At 62.9% G+C, this 15071-nt stretch carries 12 protein-coding genes; 3 read left to right on the top strand and 9 right to left on the bottom strand.

Annotation, left to right across the window (positions count from 1 at the left end):
• Positions 1-87: 87 nt before the first annotated feature.
• The 3 genes from CIT25_RS07970 to CIT25_RS07960 form a co-directional block, all read right to left on the bottom strand.
• Positions 88-657 (bottom strand): DUF6101 family protein, encoded by a 570-nt coding sequence (locus CIT25_RS07970; protein WP_095483974.1) that lies wholly within the window; start codon positions 655-657, stop codon positions 88-90.
• Positions 658-842: 185 nt separating this feature from the next.
• Positions 843-2273, bottom strand: a complete 1431-nt coding sequence (locus tag CIT25_RS07965) for an FAD-binding oxidoreductase (RefSeq protein WP_095483973.1) — start codon at positions 2271-2273, stop codon at positions 843-845.
• Positions 2274-2292: 19 nt separating this feature from the next.
• Positions 2293-3273, bottom strand: coding sequence for an L-threonylcarbamoyladenylate synthase (locus CIT25_RS07960; protein ID WP_164547030.1), 981 nt, complete (start codon positions 3271-3273; stop codon positions 2293-2295).
• 160 nt (positions 3274-3433) lie between these two features.
• On the opposite strand from CIT25_RS07960, the gene CIT25_RS07955 reads away from it, so the two are divergent.
• The gene (locus tag CIT25_RS07955) at positions 3434-3880 is read left to right on the top strand and encodes a hypothetical protein (protein WP_095483971.1); all 447 of its coding nucleotides are present in this window, start codon (positions 3434-3436) and stop codon (positions 3878-3880) included.
• Between the two features lie 71 nt (positions 3881-3951).
• On the opposite strand, the gene CIT25_RS36160 is transcribed toward CIT25_RS07955, so the two are convergent.
• From CIT25_RS36160 to CIT25_RS07930, 4 genes are all read right to left on the bottom strand, one after another.
• Positions 3952-4293 carry a hypothetical protein gene (locus CIT25_RS36160; RefSeq protein WP_158302523.1) on the bottom strand — a complete coding sequence of 114 codons (342 nt, stop codon included), beginning with the start codon at positions 4291-4293 and terminating at the stop codon, positions 3952-3954.
• 109 nt (positions 4294-4402) lie between these two features.
• Entirely contained in the window at positions 4403-6913 is a 2511-nt protein-coding gene (glyS, locus tag CIT25_RS07945; protein ID WP_095483970.1) for a glycine--tRNA ligase subunit beta, read from the bottom strand.
• 522 nt (positions 6914-7435) lie between these two features.
• Positions 7436-8356 (bottom strand): glycine--tRNA ligase subunit alpha, encoded by a 921-nt coding sequence (locus CIT25_RS07935; RefSeq protein ID WP_206072928.1) that lies wholly within the window; start codon positions 8354-8356, stop codon positions 7436-7438.
• 170 nt (positions 8357-8526) lie between these two features.
• The gene (locus tag CIT25_RS07930) at positions 8527-10302 is read right to left on the bottom strand and encodes a tetratricopeptide repeat protein (protein ID WP_095484030.1); all 1776 of its coding nucleotides are present in this window, start codon (positions 10300-10302) and stop codon (positions 8527-8529) included.
• 299 nt (positions 10303-10601) lie between these two features.
• On the opposite strand from CIT25_RS07930, the gene CIT25_RS07925 reads away from it, so the two are divergent.
• A complete protein-coding gene (locus CIT25_RS07925) occupies positions 10602-11735 on the top strand; it encodes a helix-turn-helix transcriptional regulator (RefSeq protein ID WP_245329787.1) in 1134 nt (377 codons plus the stop codon).
• A gap of 88 nt (positions 11736-11823) precedes the next feature.
• On the opposite strand, the gene CIT25_RS07920 is transcribed toward CIT25_RS07925, so the two are convergent.
• The gene (locus CIT25_RS07920; RefSeq protein ID WP_095484028.1) at positions 11824-12429 is read right to left on the bottom strand and encodes a TetR/AcrR family transcriptional regulator; all 606 of its coding nucleotides are present in this window, start codon (positions 12427-12429) and stop codon (positions 11824-11826) included.
• 105 nt (positions 12430-12534) lie between these two features.
• On the opposite strand from CIT25_RS07920, the gene CIT25_RS07915 reads away from it, so the two are divergent.
• Positions 12535-13968, top strand: coding sequence for an MFS transporter (locus tag CIT25_RS07915; RefSeq protein WP_095483968.1), 1434 nt, complete (start codon positions 12535-12537; stop codon positions 13966-13968).
• A 13-nt stretch (positions 13969-13981) separates the two neighbouring features.
• Here the strand turns inward: CIT25_RS07915 and CIT25_RS07910 are convergent, their stop codons facing one another.
• The gene (locus CIT25_RS07910) at positions 13982-14998 is read right to left on the bottom strand and encodes a polyprenyl synthetase family protein (RefSeq protein WP_095484027.1); all 1017 of its coding nucleotides are present in this window, start codon (positions 14996-14998) and stop codon (positions 13982-13984) included.
• Positions 14999-15071: the final 73 nt, after the last annotated feature.

Raw genomic sequence — 15071 nt, 5'->3', positions numbered from 1 at the left:
TTCAAAAAGGCCCTCACTGACCACCGAAATCCACTTCGCTCCCCGTGCAAAGCCCTCACAAGGGGAGAAGGGAGAGCCGCAGATGCACTATTCGTCGCGCGAAATGATTTCCTGGCCGCCGATGACCAGCCTGAGGCCGAGATCGCCGGCGCGGCGGCGCGCGAGGAAGCGCGGGCGGCGCGTGTTCGAAATCCGACCCTTGCGACGGTCCTGCGCCGGCAATGTCTTGATGGCAGCGCCTAGCGATTCCTCCAGCGTGCGGGCGACGCCGTCGGATTCGATCAGAAGCATCGGCAGACGGTAAGCGTCGGCCCAGGCGCGCCAGTCGGCGGCGACATCCTCGAGATCGTCGGCAACAAGCAACGGCACCGACAGCATCGGATCATTGTGCAGAAGCTCCAAGGTCACTGTGACATTGCCATCCGGGTCCTCCATCGCGCGGGCGGCCACGCCGCGAAACGCGTTGGCGGGCAGAGCGATGATCGCCGGCACGCCGCTCATCTCCAGCATGCGGCGAATGACAGCGCCACGGTGGTCGATGGTGAAGGTAACGTCGCCATAGTCGTCGCGCGTGGCGTAGCTCACCACCTGCGGCAGGCGGAATGGGTCGAGGCGCATGTTGCGCCCGGCCCAGACTGGCTTCAGTCCAGTGTTCATATTGTGCCTTTCCTGTCTCTCCTGAGAGCCGGTCTTTCCGGGTCTCCGGGCCGGTTTTTCCAGCCTCGTTGTGGGGAAACATTAGCGCGGGCTTCTTATCGCTGCGCTTAAGAAAGTCGGTTAAATTTTGCTGATCTCGGAGGGATGGTTATCGGAATACGACCAGGCACAAGATATCGAAAGGATCAGATAACCTTACCGGGATTCATAATGCCGGCCGGATCGAAGGCCGTCTTCACCCTGCGCATCAGCTCGATCGCCATCGGCGGCGCCGTCGCGATCAATTCATCCCGCTTCAGCTGGCCAATGCCGTGCTCTGCCGAGATCGAGCCGTGGAAGCTGCGCACGACATCGTGCACGGCCTTGTTCATGGCGTGGTAGAGCGCAAGAAACGCTTCGTCATCGCCGCCGACCGGCCGGGAAATATTGTAGTGGAGGTTGCCGTCGCCCATATGGCCGAAACAGACCTCGCGCGCACCGGGGCTGACCGACTGCACGGCGCCGGCCGCCTTTTCGATGAATTGCGGGATAGCCGCCACCGGCACCGAGATGTCATGCTTGATCGAGGCGCCTTCGGGCTTCTGTGCGTCGGGCAGCACCTCGCGGAAATTCCAGAAGGCATCGCCTTGGGCGAGACTTGCCGCGATCACCGCATCGCCGACGATCTCCTGTTCAAGACCTTCCGACAGCACCTCCTCGATCAGGGCCCTTGCATCTTCCGCTGAGCGGCCCGACGAGATCTGCATCAGCACATACCACGGCCAATCCTCGGCCAGCGGCCGCACGGCGCCTGGCGCGTGCAGAAGCGTGAAGTCATAGGGCCTCTGTCCGATTAGCTCGAAAGCAGTGAGCGCGGCCCCGGCACGATCCATCGCCAGGCTGAGCAGAGACAGCGCCGCCTCGGGCGAGGACAGGCCGGCAAACGCCACCTCGCGCCCCTTGGGCTTGGGGAAAAGCTTGAGCACGGCAGCGGTGATGATGCCGAGCGTGCCTTCCGCACCGACAAACAGGTTCTTCAGATCGTAGCCGGTGTTGTCCTTTTTCAGCTTGCGCAGATCGTCGAACACCTCGCCGGTCGGCAGCACCACCTCGACGCCGAGGCAGAGCTCACGCGCATTGCCATAGGCAAGCACGCCGGTGCCGCCGGCATTGGAAGAGAGATTGCCGCCGATCTGGCAGGAGCCTTGCGCGGCAAGCGACAGCGGAAACAGCCGGTCGGCGGCATCGGCCGCCTCCTGCAGCGTCTGCAGGATGACCCCGGCCTCGACGGTGACCGTGTTGGACAGCACGTCGATCTCGCGGATGCTGTTCAGCCGCGACAGCGACAGCACGATCTCGCGGCCGGATGTGTCTGGCACCTGCGCGCCGACCAGCCCGGTATTGCCGCTCTGCGGCACGATGGGCGTCCCCGTCTCGGTCGCCAGCCGCATGATGCGGCTGACCTCGTCGACGCTGCCGGGCCTCAGGACCAGCGCCGTCCGGCCATGCCAAAGGCCGCGTCTCTCCGTGAGGTAAGGCGCGATGTCCTGCTCGTCGCGAAGCGCATATTTGTCGCCGACGATGACCGCAAAGCGTTCGACGAGGGCGGGGTCGATATCCCTGGATATGTCGTTCATGGATGGGAAACTATGGTGCTCAATCGATCTTGTCACGGGGGGCGGCCTGGTCACGAGGGGCGGCGGCGCGCGAAAGCCGGTCGTTGATCGCCTCGCCTAGCCCATCGAATGGTATGGGCTCGACGGCGATTGTCCTGGCGCCGCTGCGATCGAGATCCTGCATGTGGGCAAAGAGGTTGGCTGCGGCCTCGCGCAGGTCGCCGGTCTCGGACAGGTTGCGCAAAGCGGCGGCATTCTGCCAGCCCTCGGCACGGCGATCACCGAAGGCCAGCAAGGCTTCGCCTTTGGCAATTGTCTCGGCGTTGAGCCGCACCGCAGCGCCCGGCGCATAGTGCGAGGCCAACATGCCGGGAGCCTCGATGCCCGCCGCGCCGCGCGACAGCTTCACGCCGGCGGCCGCTTCGATCTCCTCGGCGGCAATGCCGCCCGGCCGCAGCAGCCGCAGCTTTCCGCCCTCGACCTTGACGATCGTCGATTCGAGCCCAACGGACGTTGCGCCGCCATCGACCACCAGCCTGATTTTTGAGCCGAGATCGGCCGCCACTGCCTCGGCCGTCGTGGCACTGATCCTTCCCGAAGAATTGGCGCTGGGCGCCGCAAGCGGGCGGCCGAGCCTGGCGATCAGCTCGCCGCCAAAGCCTTTCGGCATGCGCAGCGCGATCGTATCCAACCCGGCGGTGACCAGCGGATGAATGCCGTTGCCCGGCCGCTGCGGCAGCACCAGCGTCAGCGGTCCCGGCCAGAATGTCTGCGCCAGTCTTTTCGACAGCGGATCGAACAGCGCGATACGCTCGGCCATCGCCAGATCGGCGACATGGGCGATCAGCGGGTTGAAGCGTGGCCGGCCCTTGACCTCGAAGATACGCGCCACGCCAACGCCATTGGTGGCGTCGCCGGCCAGCCCGTAAACGGTTTCCGTCGGAATGGCGACGACATCGCCGCCTTCGAGCAGCGCCAGCGCCCGCTCCATCGCCTCGCCGGCGGCAAGTATCTCAGCCACTCTCATCACCTCACAGATGTGGGTGCGTAATACGGTGACGTTTACGGAGCAAGTCCGGGCGTTGGCGAATTACCAAATCGCTAAAATGCTATCTTTCCTCGCAAGCCCGCATCAATTCCCCGACGGTATGGTGCCGGCTTGTTGGGCAAGGGGAACTATCATGGTCTGGGTGCGTATCCTGGGAGCGCTTGGTCTCACTTTGGCGGCGGGCGGAGCACAGGCTTCGTCCTTCGTCGTTCTCGGTGCAGCATCCTCGACGCCGTCCGTCGTCAGGCTCGGCGCGCCCGAACCGGTGAAAGTGACTGAGAGTTCCTCGACACCGTCGATCGTGGCGCTCGGCGAACTAGTGCCCGATGTCGCCTATGAAAAAGTTGCTGCGATCCCGAGCCAGCCCAAGCATGATTTCATGCAAAGCCCGATGATCATTCGCGGCGGCATCGTCGGCGACGCCTTCGCAACACCGGCTCCAAGTTCCGCACCTGCCGCGACCACCGCTGCCGCAGCACCTGGTGCAGACACCAAATCCGACAAAAAGGCAGGGAAAACGAACAGCGAGCCGGCAACGCCACAGCCGACGCCCATTCCCGAGATCGACCAAGCCAGATAGCCGCTCGAGGCCAGGACGACGCTCACGCGCCGCCCCGGTTCACTGAGTAAAACTCCGTCGCTTGAAAAAACCTAGGCCGCGACCTCTTCGTCCGCGTCGTCGGAGGCGTCCGACTCTTCCTCTTCCTCTTCTTCCTCTTCCTCAGCGTCCGGCGCCTCGGCCTTCACGCTGTCGTCGTCATCTTCTTCGTCTTCGTCGTCTTCCTCATCGTCATCCGAGAGGGTGGCGGCTTTGTCATCTTCAGCGCCTTCCTCGACCGTCGCTTCGCTTTCGTCGTCGTCACTGTCCTCGTCCGACAGGTCGGCAGCTTCGACTGCAGTGGTGGCGGCCTGGTCGAGGGTCGTTTCGGAAGCCGACTCAAGCGTCTCGGCAGGCGTTTCTTCTGTCACTTCGATGTCGCGAGCGGAATTCATGGAAGCCTCCGTGGGTTTGGGGAACATGCTCCTTGTGCCACGCAGAGATCATCGTCATATGACTGTAAGCCGGCTCGAATCGGCTATTGGAACAAATTATTTCCAAGCCTCAGCCGGCGATCTTCGAGAAATCCGCGACCTGGTCAGTCGCTGCCCGGATGCGCGCCAGCAGTGCCAGACGGTTGGCTCGAACGGCCTGATCCTCATCATTCACGAGAACGCGTTCAAAGAATGAATCAACCGGTTCGCGCAACGCGCTAAGCGCCAGCATGGCGGCGGAAAAGTCTTCATTGTGTATCGCTTGGCCGGCTTCCTTCTCGGCCTGATTCACCGCCGCAAACAGCGTTTTCTCGGCATCTTCCCGGAATAGAGCCGGCTCGACATGGTCGGCAACCGTCGTTTTCTTCTTCTCCTCAGCGGCCAGAATGTTGGCCGCACGCTTGGTGCCGGCGAGCAGGTTCTTGCCGTCCTCGGTGTCGAGGAACGAGCCGAGCGCTTGGACGCGGCGAACAATTTGAAGCAGGTCGTCGTTTTGCGATTGGCCAATCTCCCCCCTTGAGGGGGAGATGCCCGGCAGGGCAGAGGGGGGCGTGACAGAATGAGACGCCGGCGGGACAGCGCCCCCCTCTGTCGGCTTCGCCGACATCTCCCCCTCTAGGGGGGAGATTGGCGCGCTTCCGCCACCCGCCAGCACAGCATCGATTAGATCATGGCGAGCGCCTTGATCGCGGAGATAGACCTTCAGACGATCGTGGAAGAAGGAGAGGAGGTCGGCAATTATTTCAGCCGCAGAATGGTCTGGGAGTTCTACGCCACGTACCTCCGAGGACAACAAACCTGCTCGCTTACTGAGCAGATCATCGGCCGATCCAACGCCGGTAGTGAAATCCCCCCCGTCATCCGCTCGCCAGACCACCGAAAAACGATCACCGCCATTGTAGGTAAGTCCGAACAGTGCGTTAATAAACTGGCGCTGGACCGGTAGCCTAACCTCATTCTCAACCAAAATCCTTACCACCCCGAGCGCAGCCCTCCGCAACGCATAGGGATCCTTCGACCCCGTGGGCTTTTCGTCGATCGCCCAGAAGCCGACCAGCGTGTCGAGCTTGTCGGCGAGCGCGACGGCCACCGACACTGGATCTGTGGGCACGCGGTCTGACGGTCCCTGAGGCTTGTAGTGCTCCTCAATTGCCGCGGCGACGGAAGAATGCTCGCCCTGCAGCAGCGCATATTTGCGGCCCATGGCGCCCTGCAGTTCCGGGAACTCGCCGACCACCTCGGTGGTGAGGTCGGCCTTGGCCAGGACGGCAGCACGCTCGGCGCGCTCGCGGAGATATTTCTGTTCGACGTTCAGATCGTCGGCTGACAGAAGCTTGCCATCGAAGAAATTCGGCTGCTTCGACAACGTGTCAGCAATCTCGCCAGCCAGCCTCTTGATCCGCTCAACCCGCTCGCCTTGCGTGCCGAGCTTGGCGTGGAAGGTGACACCGAGATGGTCGAGGCGAGCCATGCGCTGGTCGAGCGGCTTTTTGAGATCGAGCCCGAACTTTTCCGCCGATGCCTGCAACTGGTCGAGGTCAGGCAGGTCGCCCTGGTCGGTCTTCCAGAAATAGAGCGCGTCGGAGAGGCGCGCGCGCACCACCTTGCCGTTGCCGTAGGCGATCTCCTTGCCGCCGTCCTTGGCTTCGATGTTGGCGGTCAGGATGAAGCGGTTGGAAAGCTCTTCACCAACGCCCTGCGGCCGCGTGACGAAGCACTTCTGGTTAGCGCGGATGGTGAGCCGGATCACCTCGGCCGGAATGGCGAGAAAGTCTTGCTCGAATTCGCCCATCAGCACGACAGGCCATTCGACCAGGCCTGACACTTCCTCGAGCAGGCCCTCGTCTTCGACCAGGTCGAGCCCGTTGGCGAAAGCGAGATTCCTGGCGTCGGAAAGGATGATCTGCTTGCGCCGGTCGGCATCGAGCACGACCTTGGCTGCCTCCAGCTTTGCGGCATAGTCGTCGAAGCGGCGCACGGTGATCGCGCCCGGCGCATGAAAACGGTGGCCGTAGGTGAGGTTACCCGAGCGGAGGCCGTCGATCTCGAAATCGACCACCACCGGCTCTTCGGTCTCCGGGCCGAAGGTGCAGAGGATGGATTGCAGCGGCCGCACCCAGCGCAACGATCCGGGTTTCGCCGAGGCAGGCCCCCAGCGCATCGATTTCGGCCATGGAAAGCCGCGGATGATGCCCGGCACCAGCTCGGCGATGATTTCTTCTGCCGCCCTGCCCGGCTTCGCAATATGGGCGACATAGAAATCGCCCTTCTTCGGGTCGGCATGGACATGCGCCTCGGCGATCGAGGAAAGACCGGCCTTGCGCAGAAAACCCTGGACCGCCTGTTCGGGCGCCTTGGTCGAGGGGCCCTTGATCTCCTCGCTGATGTCCTTCGAGCGCGCGGTCACGCCGCGAATGTCGAGCGCCAACCGGCGCGGCGTCCAATATTCGCGCGCCGCCTCATAGGTCAGCCCGGCCTCGACCAGACCGTCAGTCAGCATCTTCCGCAAGTCGCCTGCCGCCTTGCGCTGCATGCGCGCGGGGATTTCCTCGGAGCGAAGTTCAAGCAATAAATCCGGCATTAGAGTTTCCCTCCCCGCATGCCTTTTCCTTTTTTGCACGTCCTCGCGCCTGCGGCGCTGCGGGCGTGCGGCTGCGCGGGGATTTCCTCGGAGCGAATTTCTAGGAGCAGGTCGGGCATAGGGTCAGCTCATGCGGGAGAACGGTCGGGCGGGGCATAGCAACTCGGCTGGCCGCTGTCACCCTTCCCTGCAAGATCGCGGCCTCTGCCAGCGATTTCCAAAAATATTCCGCTGCCTGTCGGGCCGAAGCGGGATCGTCCGTCCTTGGGTCAAAGATTTTCATGAACCTAACGCAGCGCTGAAGCGACCCACGCTCAGGCAGAGAACTATTGGCTGAACGACCATGAAGACGGCATCGACATTCCTACAGATCCTCGCGCTCAGCGCCTGTTTCACAGCGCAGGCTCATGGCACGTTCACGATGCCTGGCGTCAGGCAAGCGCTGCGGACAATGGCTGGTTCCAGCGGCCAAGGCGTATTGCCAATCAGCGCTTCGGTCGAAATCGCAAATAGCCTTTGGAGCTAAGCCGCCAGCCCGCCAGCCTGCGTCAGCAAAAACGCTTCGCCACAGGCTTTCGCCAGATTGCGCACCCGCAGGATATAGCTCTGCCGCTCGGTGACGGAAATCACGCCACGCGCGTCGAGCAGGTTGAAGACGTGGCTGGCCTTGATGCACTGGTCGTAGGCGGGAAACACCATCCGGTGCATCGCCAGATTGTCGTTCGAAGCTGGCGCGCCGGCATCGAGCAGCGCCTTGCACTCGGCTTCGGCGTCCTCGAAATGCCGGAGCAGCATCGCCGTGTTGGCGAATTCGAAATTGTGGCGCGAATATTCCTGCTCGGCCTGCAGGAAGACCTCGCCATAGGTAACCTTGTCGGCGCCCTCGCGGCCGTTGAAGTTGAGGTCGTAGACATTGTCGACGCCCTGCACATACATGGCCAGCCGCTCCAGCCCGTAGGTAAGCTCGCCCGCCACCGGCGCGCATTCGATGCCGCAGACCTGTTGGAAATAGGTGAACTGCGACACTTCCATGCCGTCGCACCAGCACTCCCAGCCCAGTCCCCAGGCGCCGAGCGTCGGGCTTTCCCAGTCGTCCTCGACGAAGCGGATGTCATGCAGCAGCGGATCGACGCCGATGGCTGCCAGCGAGCCGAGATAAAGCTCCTGCAGATTGGGCGGGTTCGGCTTCAGGATCACCTGATATTGGTAATAGTGCTGCAGCCGGTTCGGATTCTCGCCGTAGCGCCCGTCCTTGGGCCGGCGCGAAGGCTGCACATAGGCGGCGTTCCAGCGCTTTGGCCCCAGCGCCCGCAACGTCGTCGCCGGATGGAATGTGCCGGCGCCGACTTCCATGTCATAGGGCTGGAGAACGACGCAGCCATAGTCCGCCCAGTAGTTATGCAAGGTCAGGATCAGCCCCTGGAACGAGCGGCTGGGATGCATATGGGCTGGGATATCAACGGTCACGGCGGCCTCGACGGAGCGGCGGAATGCGGCACCTGTTGGATCAGGCCGCATGATCTTGTCCGAAAAGTCTGCAACTTTTTGCTGGCTGACCTTCGGTTCGGGATCAGGCTCTAGAGCGCCACCCGCCAAGCGTCAAGGCGGAAGGGTCAGCCCTTCGGCGCGGGCGCCGGTTCGGGCTTGACCTTCGGGGTTTCCTGCGCCGTGTTGGATTCGATCGGCGGCAGGCCCTTCAGCAGTTTCTGCTGCAAGGCGGCGAGCACGTCGGGATCCGGCTTCAGGTCGCGGGCCTGGTTCCACTGGAAGGTGGCTTCCAGCCTGCGGCCGACCCGCCAATAGGCATCGCCGAGGTGATCGTTCAGCACCGGATCTTCCGGCTTCAGCGACACGGCACGCTCCATTTCGCGAACAGCGTCATCAAACCTGCCCAGGCGGAAATAGGCCCAGCCCAGCGAATCGACGATGTAGCCGTCGCTCGGCCTGAGGTCGACGGCCTTCTGGATCATCTCAAGGCCTTCCTTGAGATTCATGTTCTTGTCCACCCAGGAATAGCCGAGATAGTTCAGAACCTGCGGTTGGTCGGGGAACAATTCCAGCGCCTTGCGGAAATTCGGCTCGGCTTTCGGCCACTCCTTCAGCCGCTCATAGGCGATGCCGCGCTGGTAGAAAATGTTCCAGTCGGCGCGGGTCGGGGCCTTCAGCGCCGCCACCGCCTTGTCAAAGAGATCGGCCGCGGAGCGGAAGTCCTCCTTCGAGGCATAGACGCCACCGAGCGCCTGATATGTGCGCATGTCGTTGGGATGCGCTTCGACGAGGGCTTTCAGATGGGAGATGGCCTCGTCATGGCGGTCGAGATCGGCAAGGTTGAGGCCGAGCTGCAGTTCCGAAAGCTCCTTCAGTGGCGAACTGGCCGGGATGCGGCGATAGAAGGCGATAGCGCCCTCGCCGTCCTTCAACTGCTCGGAAACGGCGGCGAGTTGGACAAGGGCCGCGTCGCTGTCGGGCTTCAGCGCCAGGGCATATTGCAGATAGAGGCGGACGAACGGCTCGCCGCCGCCGCGATTGAGCGCGGTGGCGAGATCGAGCAGAATTTCCGAGGCGCCGTCGGACGGGCCGGCAACGAAGGGTTCGATCTTCTCGCCCTTGGTGATCTTGTCGCGAAGCGCTGATATCTCCACCTTGCCGGATGCAAATGCCTCGGCCTGATCAAGCACGGACAGCGCCTTGCCCTTGTCGCCCTTGCGGGCGAGGAAAGAGGCATAGGCCTGCGCATTGCGCATCCAGGTTTCGGGTGCGGCGCTACCGGTCGCGGTGTCCTGGAGGGTCGCGGCGTAAATCGCATCCGCCTTTTCGGGCAAGCCAGATGCGTCCGCAATCAGCGCGCGATGGAAGGATTTGAAGAGGCCGAACCAGTCCGGACCCTGCAGCTTGTCGATGGAGGCCATGGCCTCGCTGGCGTCGCCGGCGCCCTGCTTGGCCCAACCGGTCATGACGCCGGAGATCAGCCGGTCGAGGTCGGATTCAAGCGAAAGCTTGAGCCAGTATTCTGCCTTGGAAAAGTCCTTCTTGTGAAAGGAACCGACGGCCAGCGCCAGGCGCGAGAACCGCTCGACGTCCGGAACCGCCTTGAGCTTGTCGGCATAGACCAGGGATTCTTCGAAGCGCCCTTGCGCGATCAGCGACAACATCAGGCTTTGCTGCAACGAGGTATCGTCGGGTGCGAAGGCGAGCGCCTGCTTGTAGTAGGCGATGGCATTGTCGAGATCATTGTCGCCTTCGGCGACCCGCGCGGCGAGATAAGCGCCCGAGAAGGATGTGATCTTGACCGGCCCGGTGGTCTCTTTGGCCAGGGCTGGCAGACCAGAGATCGCCATGCCCGTCACAATTGCCAGCCGTGTCAGCCAGCGCGCACATCCTTGCCGCATCGTATCCCTTTCAGTCAAAGCCATGCCCGCGTCAGCGGGATCGCCGTAGACTCGATCTTTTCCAAGCAAAGCATGGCCTTTTTGGGGTCACGCTTCAACCCGGCCCGAATTCACAATCGAGTCATGCGATTAGCAAAGCATGCCGAACGGCGCGCAACTGCGACCATCGACCGCGCTTTGCTGGCCTGGCGGGCTGCTGGCTTGCCCTGCTGCGGCACCGGCAACCCGATGCCGTAAGCGATCCGTAAGCGGCGGGCGTCGAAAGTTTACGCAACGGAATGATGCGTGGAACCGTGCAGATGGATGCCGTTGCTTCGCCCAGGAAGATGCCGATGCTGGAAATGCCGCAGGACGAGCAGGCCTTCGCCATTGTCGATCTAATCTACGAAGCGGCGTTCGCGGACGAGCTGTGGCCGGAGGTATTGGGAGCGGCAAGCGCGATCTCCCGCTCGGCAAGCGGCGCGATCTTTGTATTCAGCGATCAGTCGCCGGTCCGCGCCATCACCGAAGCGCATGTCCAGCCCTTGCTCGATGAATTCATGGCGGGGGATAGCTGGAAGTTTTCCGAAAGCGTGCAGCGCATGTGCAGCACACAGCCAGCAAGCTTTGTGCGGGTCGATGATTTCATGACCGGCGAGGAGATCGAGCGCGACCCCGTCCGCAAAAGCGCAACGGCATTTGGCGCTGGATCGCATGTATGCACATCCGTCCCAATGCCTGGCGGAGAGTTCGTGCTTTTTGTCTTCCAGCGCTGGCTAAAGGACGGGATCTACGATCAGGCCGCGATCGATCGGCTGGACGAACTGCGCCCTCACCTCGCGAGAGCTGGCGTTATTGCCGGGCGCCTGGGTCTGGAACGGGCAAAGACCGCCGTATCGACGCTGCGCGAAATTGGACTGCCGGCCGCTGTCATGAGCGGGTCGGGCCGCGTGCTGACGGCCAATCCGCTCCTCGAAGACATGGCCCACGTTTTCCTCCCCACGGCCCATGGCGGCATCGCGCTTGCCAATGAACCGGCAAACGCGCTTTTCCAGCAGGCCATCGCGCAGAACCGGGATAACCGCATCGTGCGGTCCATCCCTGTTCCGGGCACGAAGGGGCGGCCCGCGCTAGTTGTCCACCTGCTGCCGTTGCGCCGCGCCGCGCATGATATCTTTTCGGGTGCGGATATTCTCGTTTCGGCAACCGAGGTCAGCCTCTGCGCGACTGTTCCGTCGCCCCATATCTTTTCAGGCCTGTTCGACCTGACGCCGGCCGAGGGCCGGCTCGCCGTCGCGCTTGCCGCCGGCCGTTCGGTGCACGAAGCGGCCATCGAAATCGGCATCGCCGTCAAGTCGGCCCGCACCTATCTCGAACGAATCTTTCGGAAAACCGGAACTAGCCGCCAGAGCCAGCTCGTGGCGCTGCTGAAGAGCGCGAGGGCGTTTTCGTGATCTCGTCCACCACCCCGCCCAGCCACGATGTGATCTGCTGATCTGCCGGGAAATTCCGTTTTGACCTCCGCACGACGGTCGATGAAGCTCAGGATCCCTGGACAAGTCTTGCGTCCAACGACTGCATCGCCACGGTTACCAGAGCATGCAGCCGCTTTTTCGGCACACCGTCGCGCGCCTGCACCGAGAGACCAAACAAGAGCGTGGTGTAGTAGTCGCCCATGGCCTCGGCCTCCGTATCCGGTTTGAGCTCCCCGTCCCGAACGCCCTTTCTCAGGCGCTCGACAATCAGCGCATTGCGCGCTCGGCGACGTTCGGCCAGCCAATAAAGCACGCGATCGTTCTCGGCGGCGCAGTTGGTCGCGGCTGAGACAACCATGCAGCCCTGCGGCAGACCCGGCCTCGTATAGATTTCGATTGCATCACGCAGCAACCGCTCGACAAACCGCCGAGCGGTTGGCTCCTCGGCAAGCGCGCGGGTGGCGAAGCTTCCTTCTTTGGTCTCGTAGAGAACGACCGCTTCCCGAAACAGGTCCTCCTTCGAGCCGAAGGCGGCATAGATGCGCGGCGAGGCCAGACCAAGCACCGACACGAGATCGGCCATCGAGGTGCCCTCATAGCCGCGCGTCCAGAAGGCGTCGCGGGCCTTCTCCAACGCCTGATCCCGATCGAACTCCCTTGGCCTTCCTGCCATCGCGACCTCCATTTTTTATCAGTCAACAAATAATCCGCTTGACTTCGGATTGCAAACCCAATTCTTTATTGATCGATAAAGAATCGTCGACATGGAGATTTTGACATGAGCTCACTCGATCAAGGCGCGCCGTTCGGCGCCGCGGCAGCAGGAGGGATCGGCGCGAAGCGCGGCGCCACGCTGGCATTGCTTGCCTTCGCCCAGCTCATCATCGCACTCGACCTCAACATCGTCTTCGTGGCTTTGCCGGAAATCGGCGCCGGGTTGGGCTTTTCGGGCCAGACCCTGCAATGGGTGGTCAGCGCCTACACCGTGTTCACCGGTGGCTTCCTGCTGTTCGGCGGCCGGGCTGCCGACCTGATCGGCCAGCGCCGTGTTTTCATCTTCGCGCTTTGGCTCTATGCGCTTTCGTCCCTGGTCGGCGGCCTCGCCTGGTCGCCGGAAGTGATCATCGCGGCCCGTGCGGTGCAAGGCATCGGCGCCGCCTTCCTGTTCCCGGCCACGCTGTCGCTGATCAATCGGCTGTTTGCCGAGGGGCCGGAACGCAATCGGGCGCTCGCGGTCTGGGGCGGCGCCGGAGCGAGCGGCCTCACGCTCGGCTCGTTGGCGGGAGGCCTTCTCACCAGCGCCTTCGGCTGGCCCTCGGTCTTCTATGTCAACGTGCTCTTGGCCGGGGTCGCCATCATCGCGGCCTTCGCCATCATTCCGCGGGACCGCAAGCGGCATGAACATCGCAGCTTCGATCTGCCGGGCGCGCTGACCGTCACCACCGGCGCGACGCTGCTTGTCTTCACGCTGGTTCAGGGCCCCGAATATGGCTGGGGGTCGACTGCGATCATCGTCAGCGCCGCACTGGCGGCACTCTTCCTGATCGCCTTCGCGGTGATAGAGGCGAAGAGCGCCGATCCGCTGATGCCGCTGCGCCTGTTCCACAACCGCAGCCTGGTCGCCGGCATGACAATCACCTTCCTCTTCATGGGGACTTTCGGCGCCCTGCCCTACTTCCTCACCGTGCTGCTGCAGAACGTGCATGGCTTCACCGCCTTGCAGGCCGGCCTTGCGTTCCTGGTGCCATCGGTCGCCATCGCGGTCGGCACGCAATTCGGTGAACGCCTGGCAACGCGTTTTTCGACACGCGCCACGCTGGTCGGCGGCATGGTCATTGGCGCGACCGGGACGGCCTTGATGGTATCAGGCGCATCCGCAGACAGCAGCTATCTATCCCTCGTGCCCGGCCTGATCATCTCCGGCGTCGGACAAGGCATCGTCTGGACCGCCATGTGGATCGCCGCCGCCTCGGGTGTTTCCCACGACGAACAGGGCGTCGCGTCGGGAATGGCCTCCACCATGCTCAATGTCGGCAACGCGATCGGCATGGCGGTGTTGATCGCGATCGCCAACCGCCATGTCGGCGGATTGGCCGGTGATGCCTTGAAGATCGCTGTTGCCGACGGCATCCAGGTCGCCTTCTGGCTCGCTGCGGCAGGCATCGCCGTCAGCCTGCTCGCCGCAATGGTGCTTCCGGGGAAACCAAGATGAGGAGCGGCGCCTCTCAGTTCACCCGGCTGATGCAGAAATCGATGACGTCGATCAGCGCCGATTTCTGCGGCGTCGCTTCGAGCGGCGCCAGCGCGTCGCGGGCAATCTCGCCGAAATGGCCGGCGCGTCCAATGGTGTCGGCGATTGCCCCGTGACGGGTCATCAATCCGATCGCCTTTTCCAACCCGGCGTCGTCGATGACATTGTCCTCGATGGCGCGCTTCCAGAAGGTGCGTTCGGCCTTGGTGCCGCGCCGGTAAGCGAGGATCACCGGTAGCGTCACCTTACCCTCGCGGAAGTCGTCGCCGACATTCTTGCCCAGATCCTTGCTGGTGCCGCCATAATCCAGCGCATCGTCGATCAGCTGGAAGGCAAGGCCGAGATTCATGCCATAGGAGCGCAGTGCCGCGCGATCGTTTCGCGTCGCCTGGGCGATGACCGGACCAACCTCGGCGGCGGCCGAGAACAGGGCCGCCGTCTTGGCCTTGATCACGGCGAAATGCTCATCCTCGGTGGTTTCGAGGTTCTTGGCGGCAGCGAGCTGCATCACCTCGCCCTCGGCAATGATCGAGGCAGCACTCGACAGGATATCGAGCGCTTCCAGCGAGCCGACATCGACCATCATGCGGAAAGCCTGGCCAAGCAGGAAATCGCCGACCAGCACGCTTGCCTGGTTGCCCCAGATCATGCGGGCGGTCTTCTTGCCGCGCCGCATGCCGCTCTCGTCGACGACGTCGTCGTGGAGGAGCGTGGCCGTGTGCATGAACTCGACCGATGTGGCGAGCTTGACGTGACCCTCGCCGGAATAGCCGAACATCTGGGCGGAGGCGAGCGTCAGCATCGGCCTCAGCCGCTTGCCGCCCGAAGAGATCAGGTGGTTGGCAATCTCCGGGATCATCTCGACGTCGGAACCGGCCTTCGACAGGATCAATTTGTTAACGCGCCCCATATCGGCCGCCGTAAGGTCGATGAGATCCTTGATCGAGGCGGCTTCCCGCTTCCCGTTTTCGATGTTGAGAACGACACCCACCACAAACACTCCCGTCTATAAGTCACGCGCACGACGGCACCCTGATCCCGCCACAGACTCTAGGGCGGTACCC

The sequence above is a fragment of the Mesorhizobium mediterraneum genome (assembly GCF_002284565.1).
In the GTDB taxonomy this organism is placed as follows: Bacteria; Pseudomonadota; Alphaproteobacteria; order Rhizobiales; family Rhizobiaceae; genus Mesorhizobium; species Mesorhizobium mediterraneum.
This window is presented reverse-complemented; position numbering and strand designations above follow the sequence as displayed.

What these genes read in the sequence shown, in the direction of transcription:
- CIT25_RS07970 (WP_095483974.1), bottom strand. Translation starts at nt 657, where the DNA reads ATGAACACTGGACTGAAGCCAGTCTGGGCCGGGCGCAACATGCGCCTC.
- CIT25_RS07965 (WP_095483973.1), bottom strand. Translation starts at nt 2,273, where the DNA reads ATGAACGACATATCCAGGGATATCGACCCCGCCCTCGTCGAACGCTTT.
- CIT25_RS07955 (WP_095483971.1), top strand. Translation starts at nt 3,434, where the DNA reads ATGGTCTGGGTGCGTATCCTGGGAGCGCTTGGTCTCACTTTGGCGGCG.
- CIT25_RS36160 (WP_158302523.1), bottom strand. Translation starts at nt 4,293, where the DNA reads ATGAATTCCGCTCGCGACATCGAAGTGACAGAAGAAACGCCTGCCGAG.
- glyS (WP_095483970.1), bottom strand. Translation starts at nt 6,913, where the DNA reads ATGCCGGATTTATTGCTTGAACTTCGCTCCGAGGAAATCCCCGCGCGC.
- CIT25_RS07935 (WP_206072928.1), bottom strand. Translation starts at nt 8,356, where the DNA reads ATGCATCCCAGCCGCTCGTTCCAGGGGCTGATCCTGACCTTGCATAAC.
- CIT25_RS07930 (WP_095484030.1), bottom strand. Translation starts at nt 10,302, where the DNA reads ATGCGGCAAGGATGTGCGCGCTGGCTGACACGGCTGGCAATTGTGACG.
- CIT25_RS07925 (WP_245329787.1), top strand. Translation starts at nt 10,602, where the DNA reads ATGGATGCCGTTGCTTCGCCCAGGAAGATGCCGATGCTGGAAATGCCG.
- CIT25_RS07920 (WP_095484028.1), bottom strand. Translation starts at nt 12,429, where the DNA reads ATGGCAGGAAGGCCAAGGGAGTTCGATCGGGATCAGGCGTTGGAGAAG.
- CIT25_RS07915 (WP_095483968.1), top strand. Translation starts at nt 12,535, where the DNA reads ATGAGCTCACTCGATCAAGGCGCGCCGTTCGGCGCCGCGGCAGCAGGA.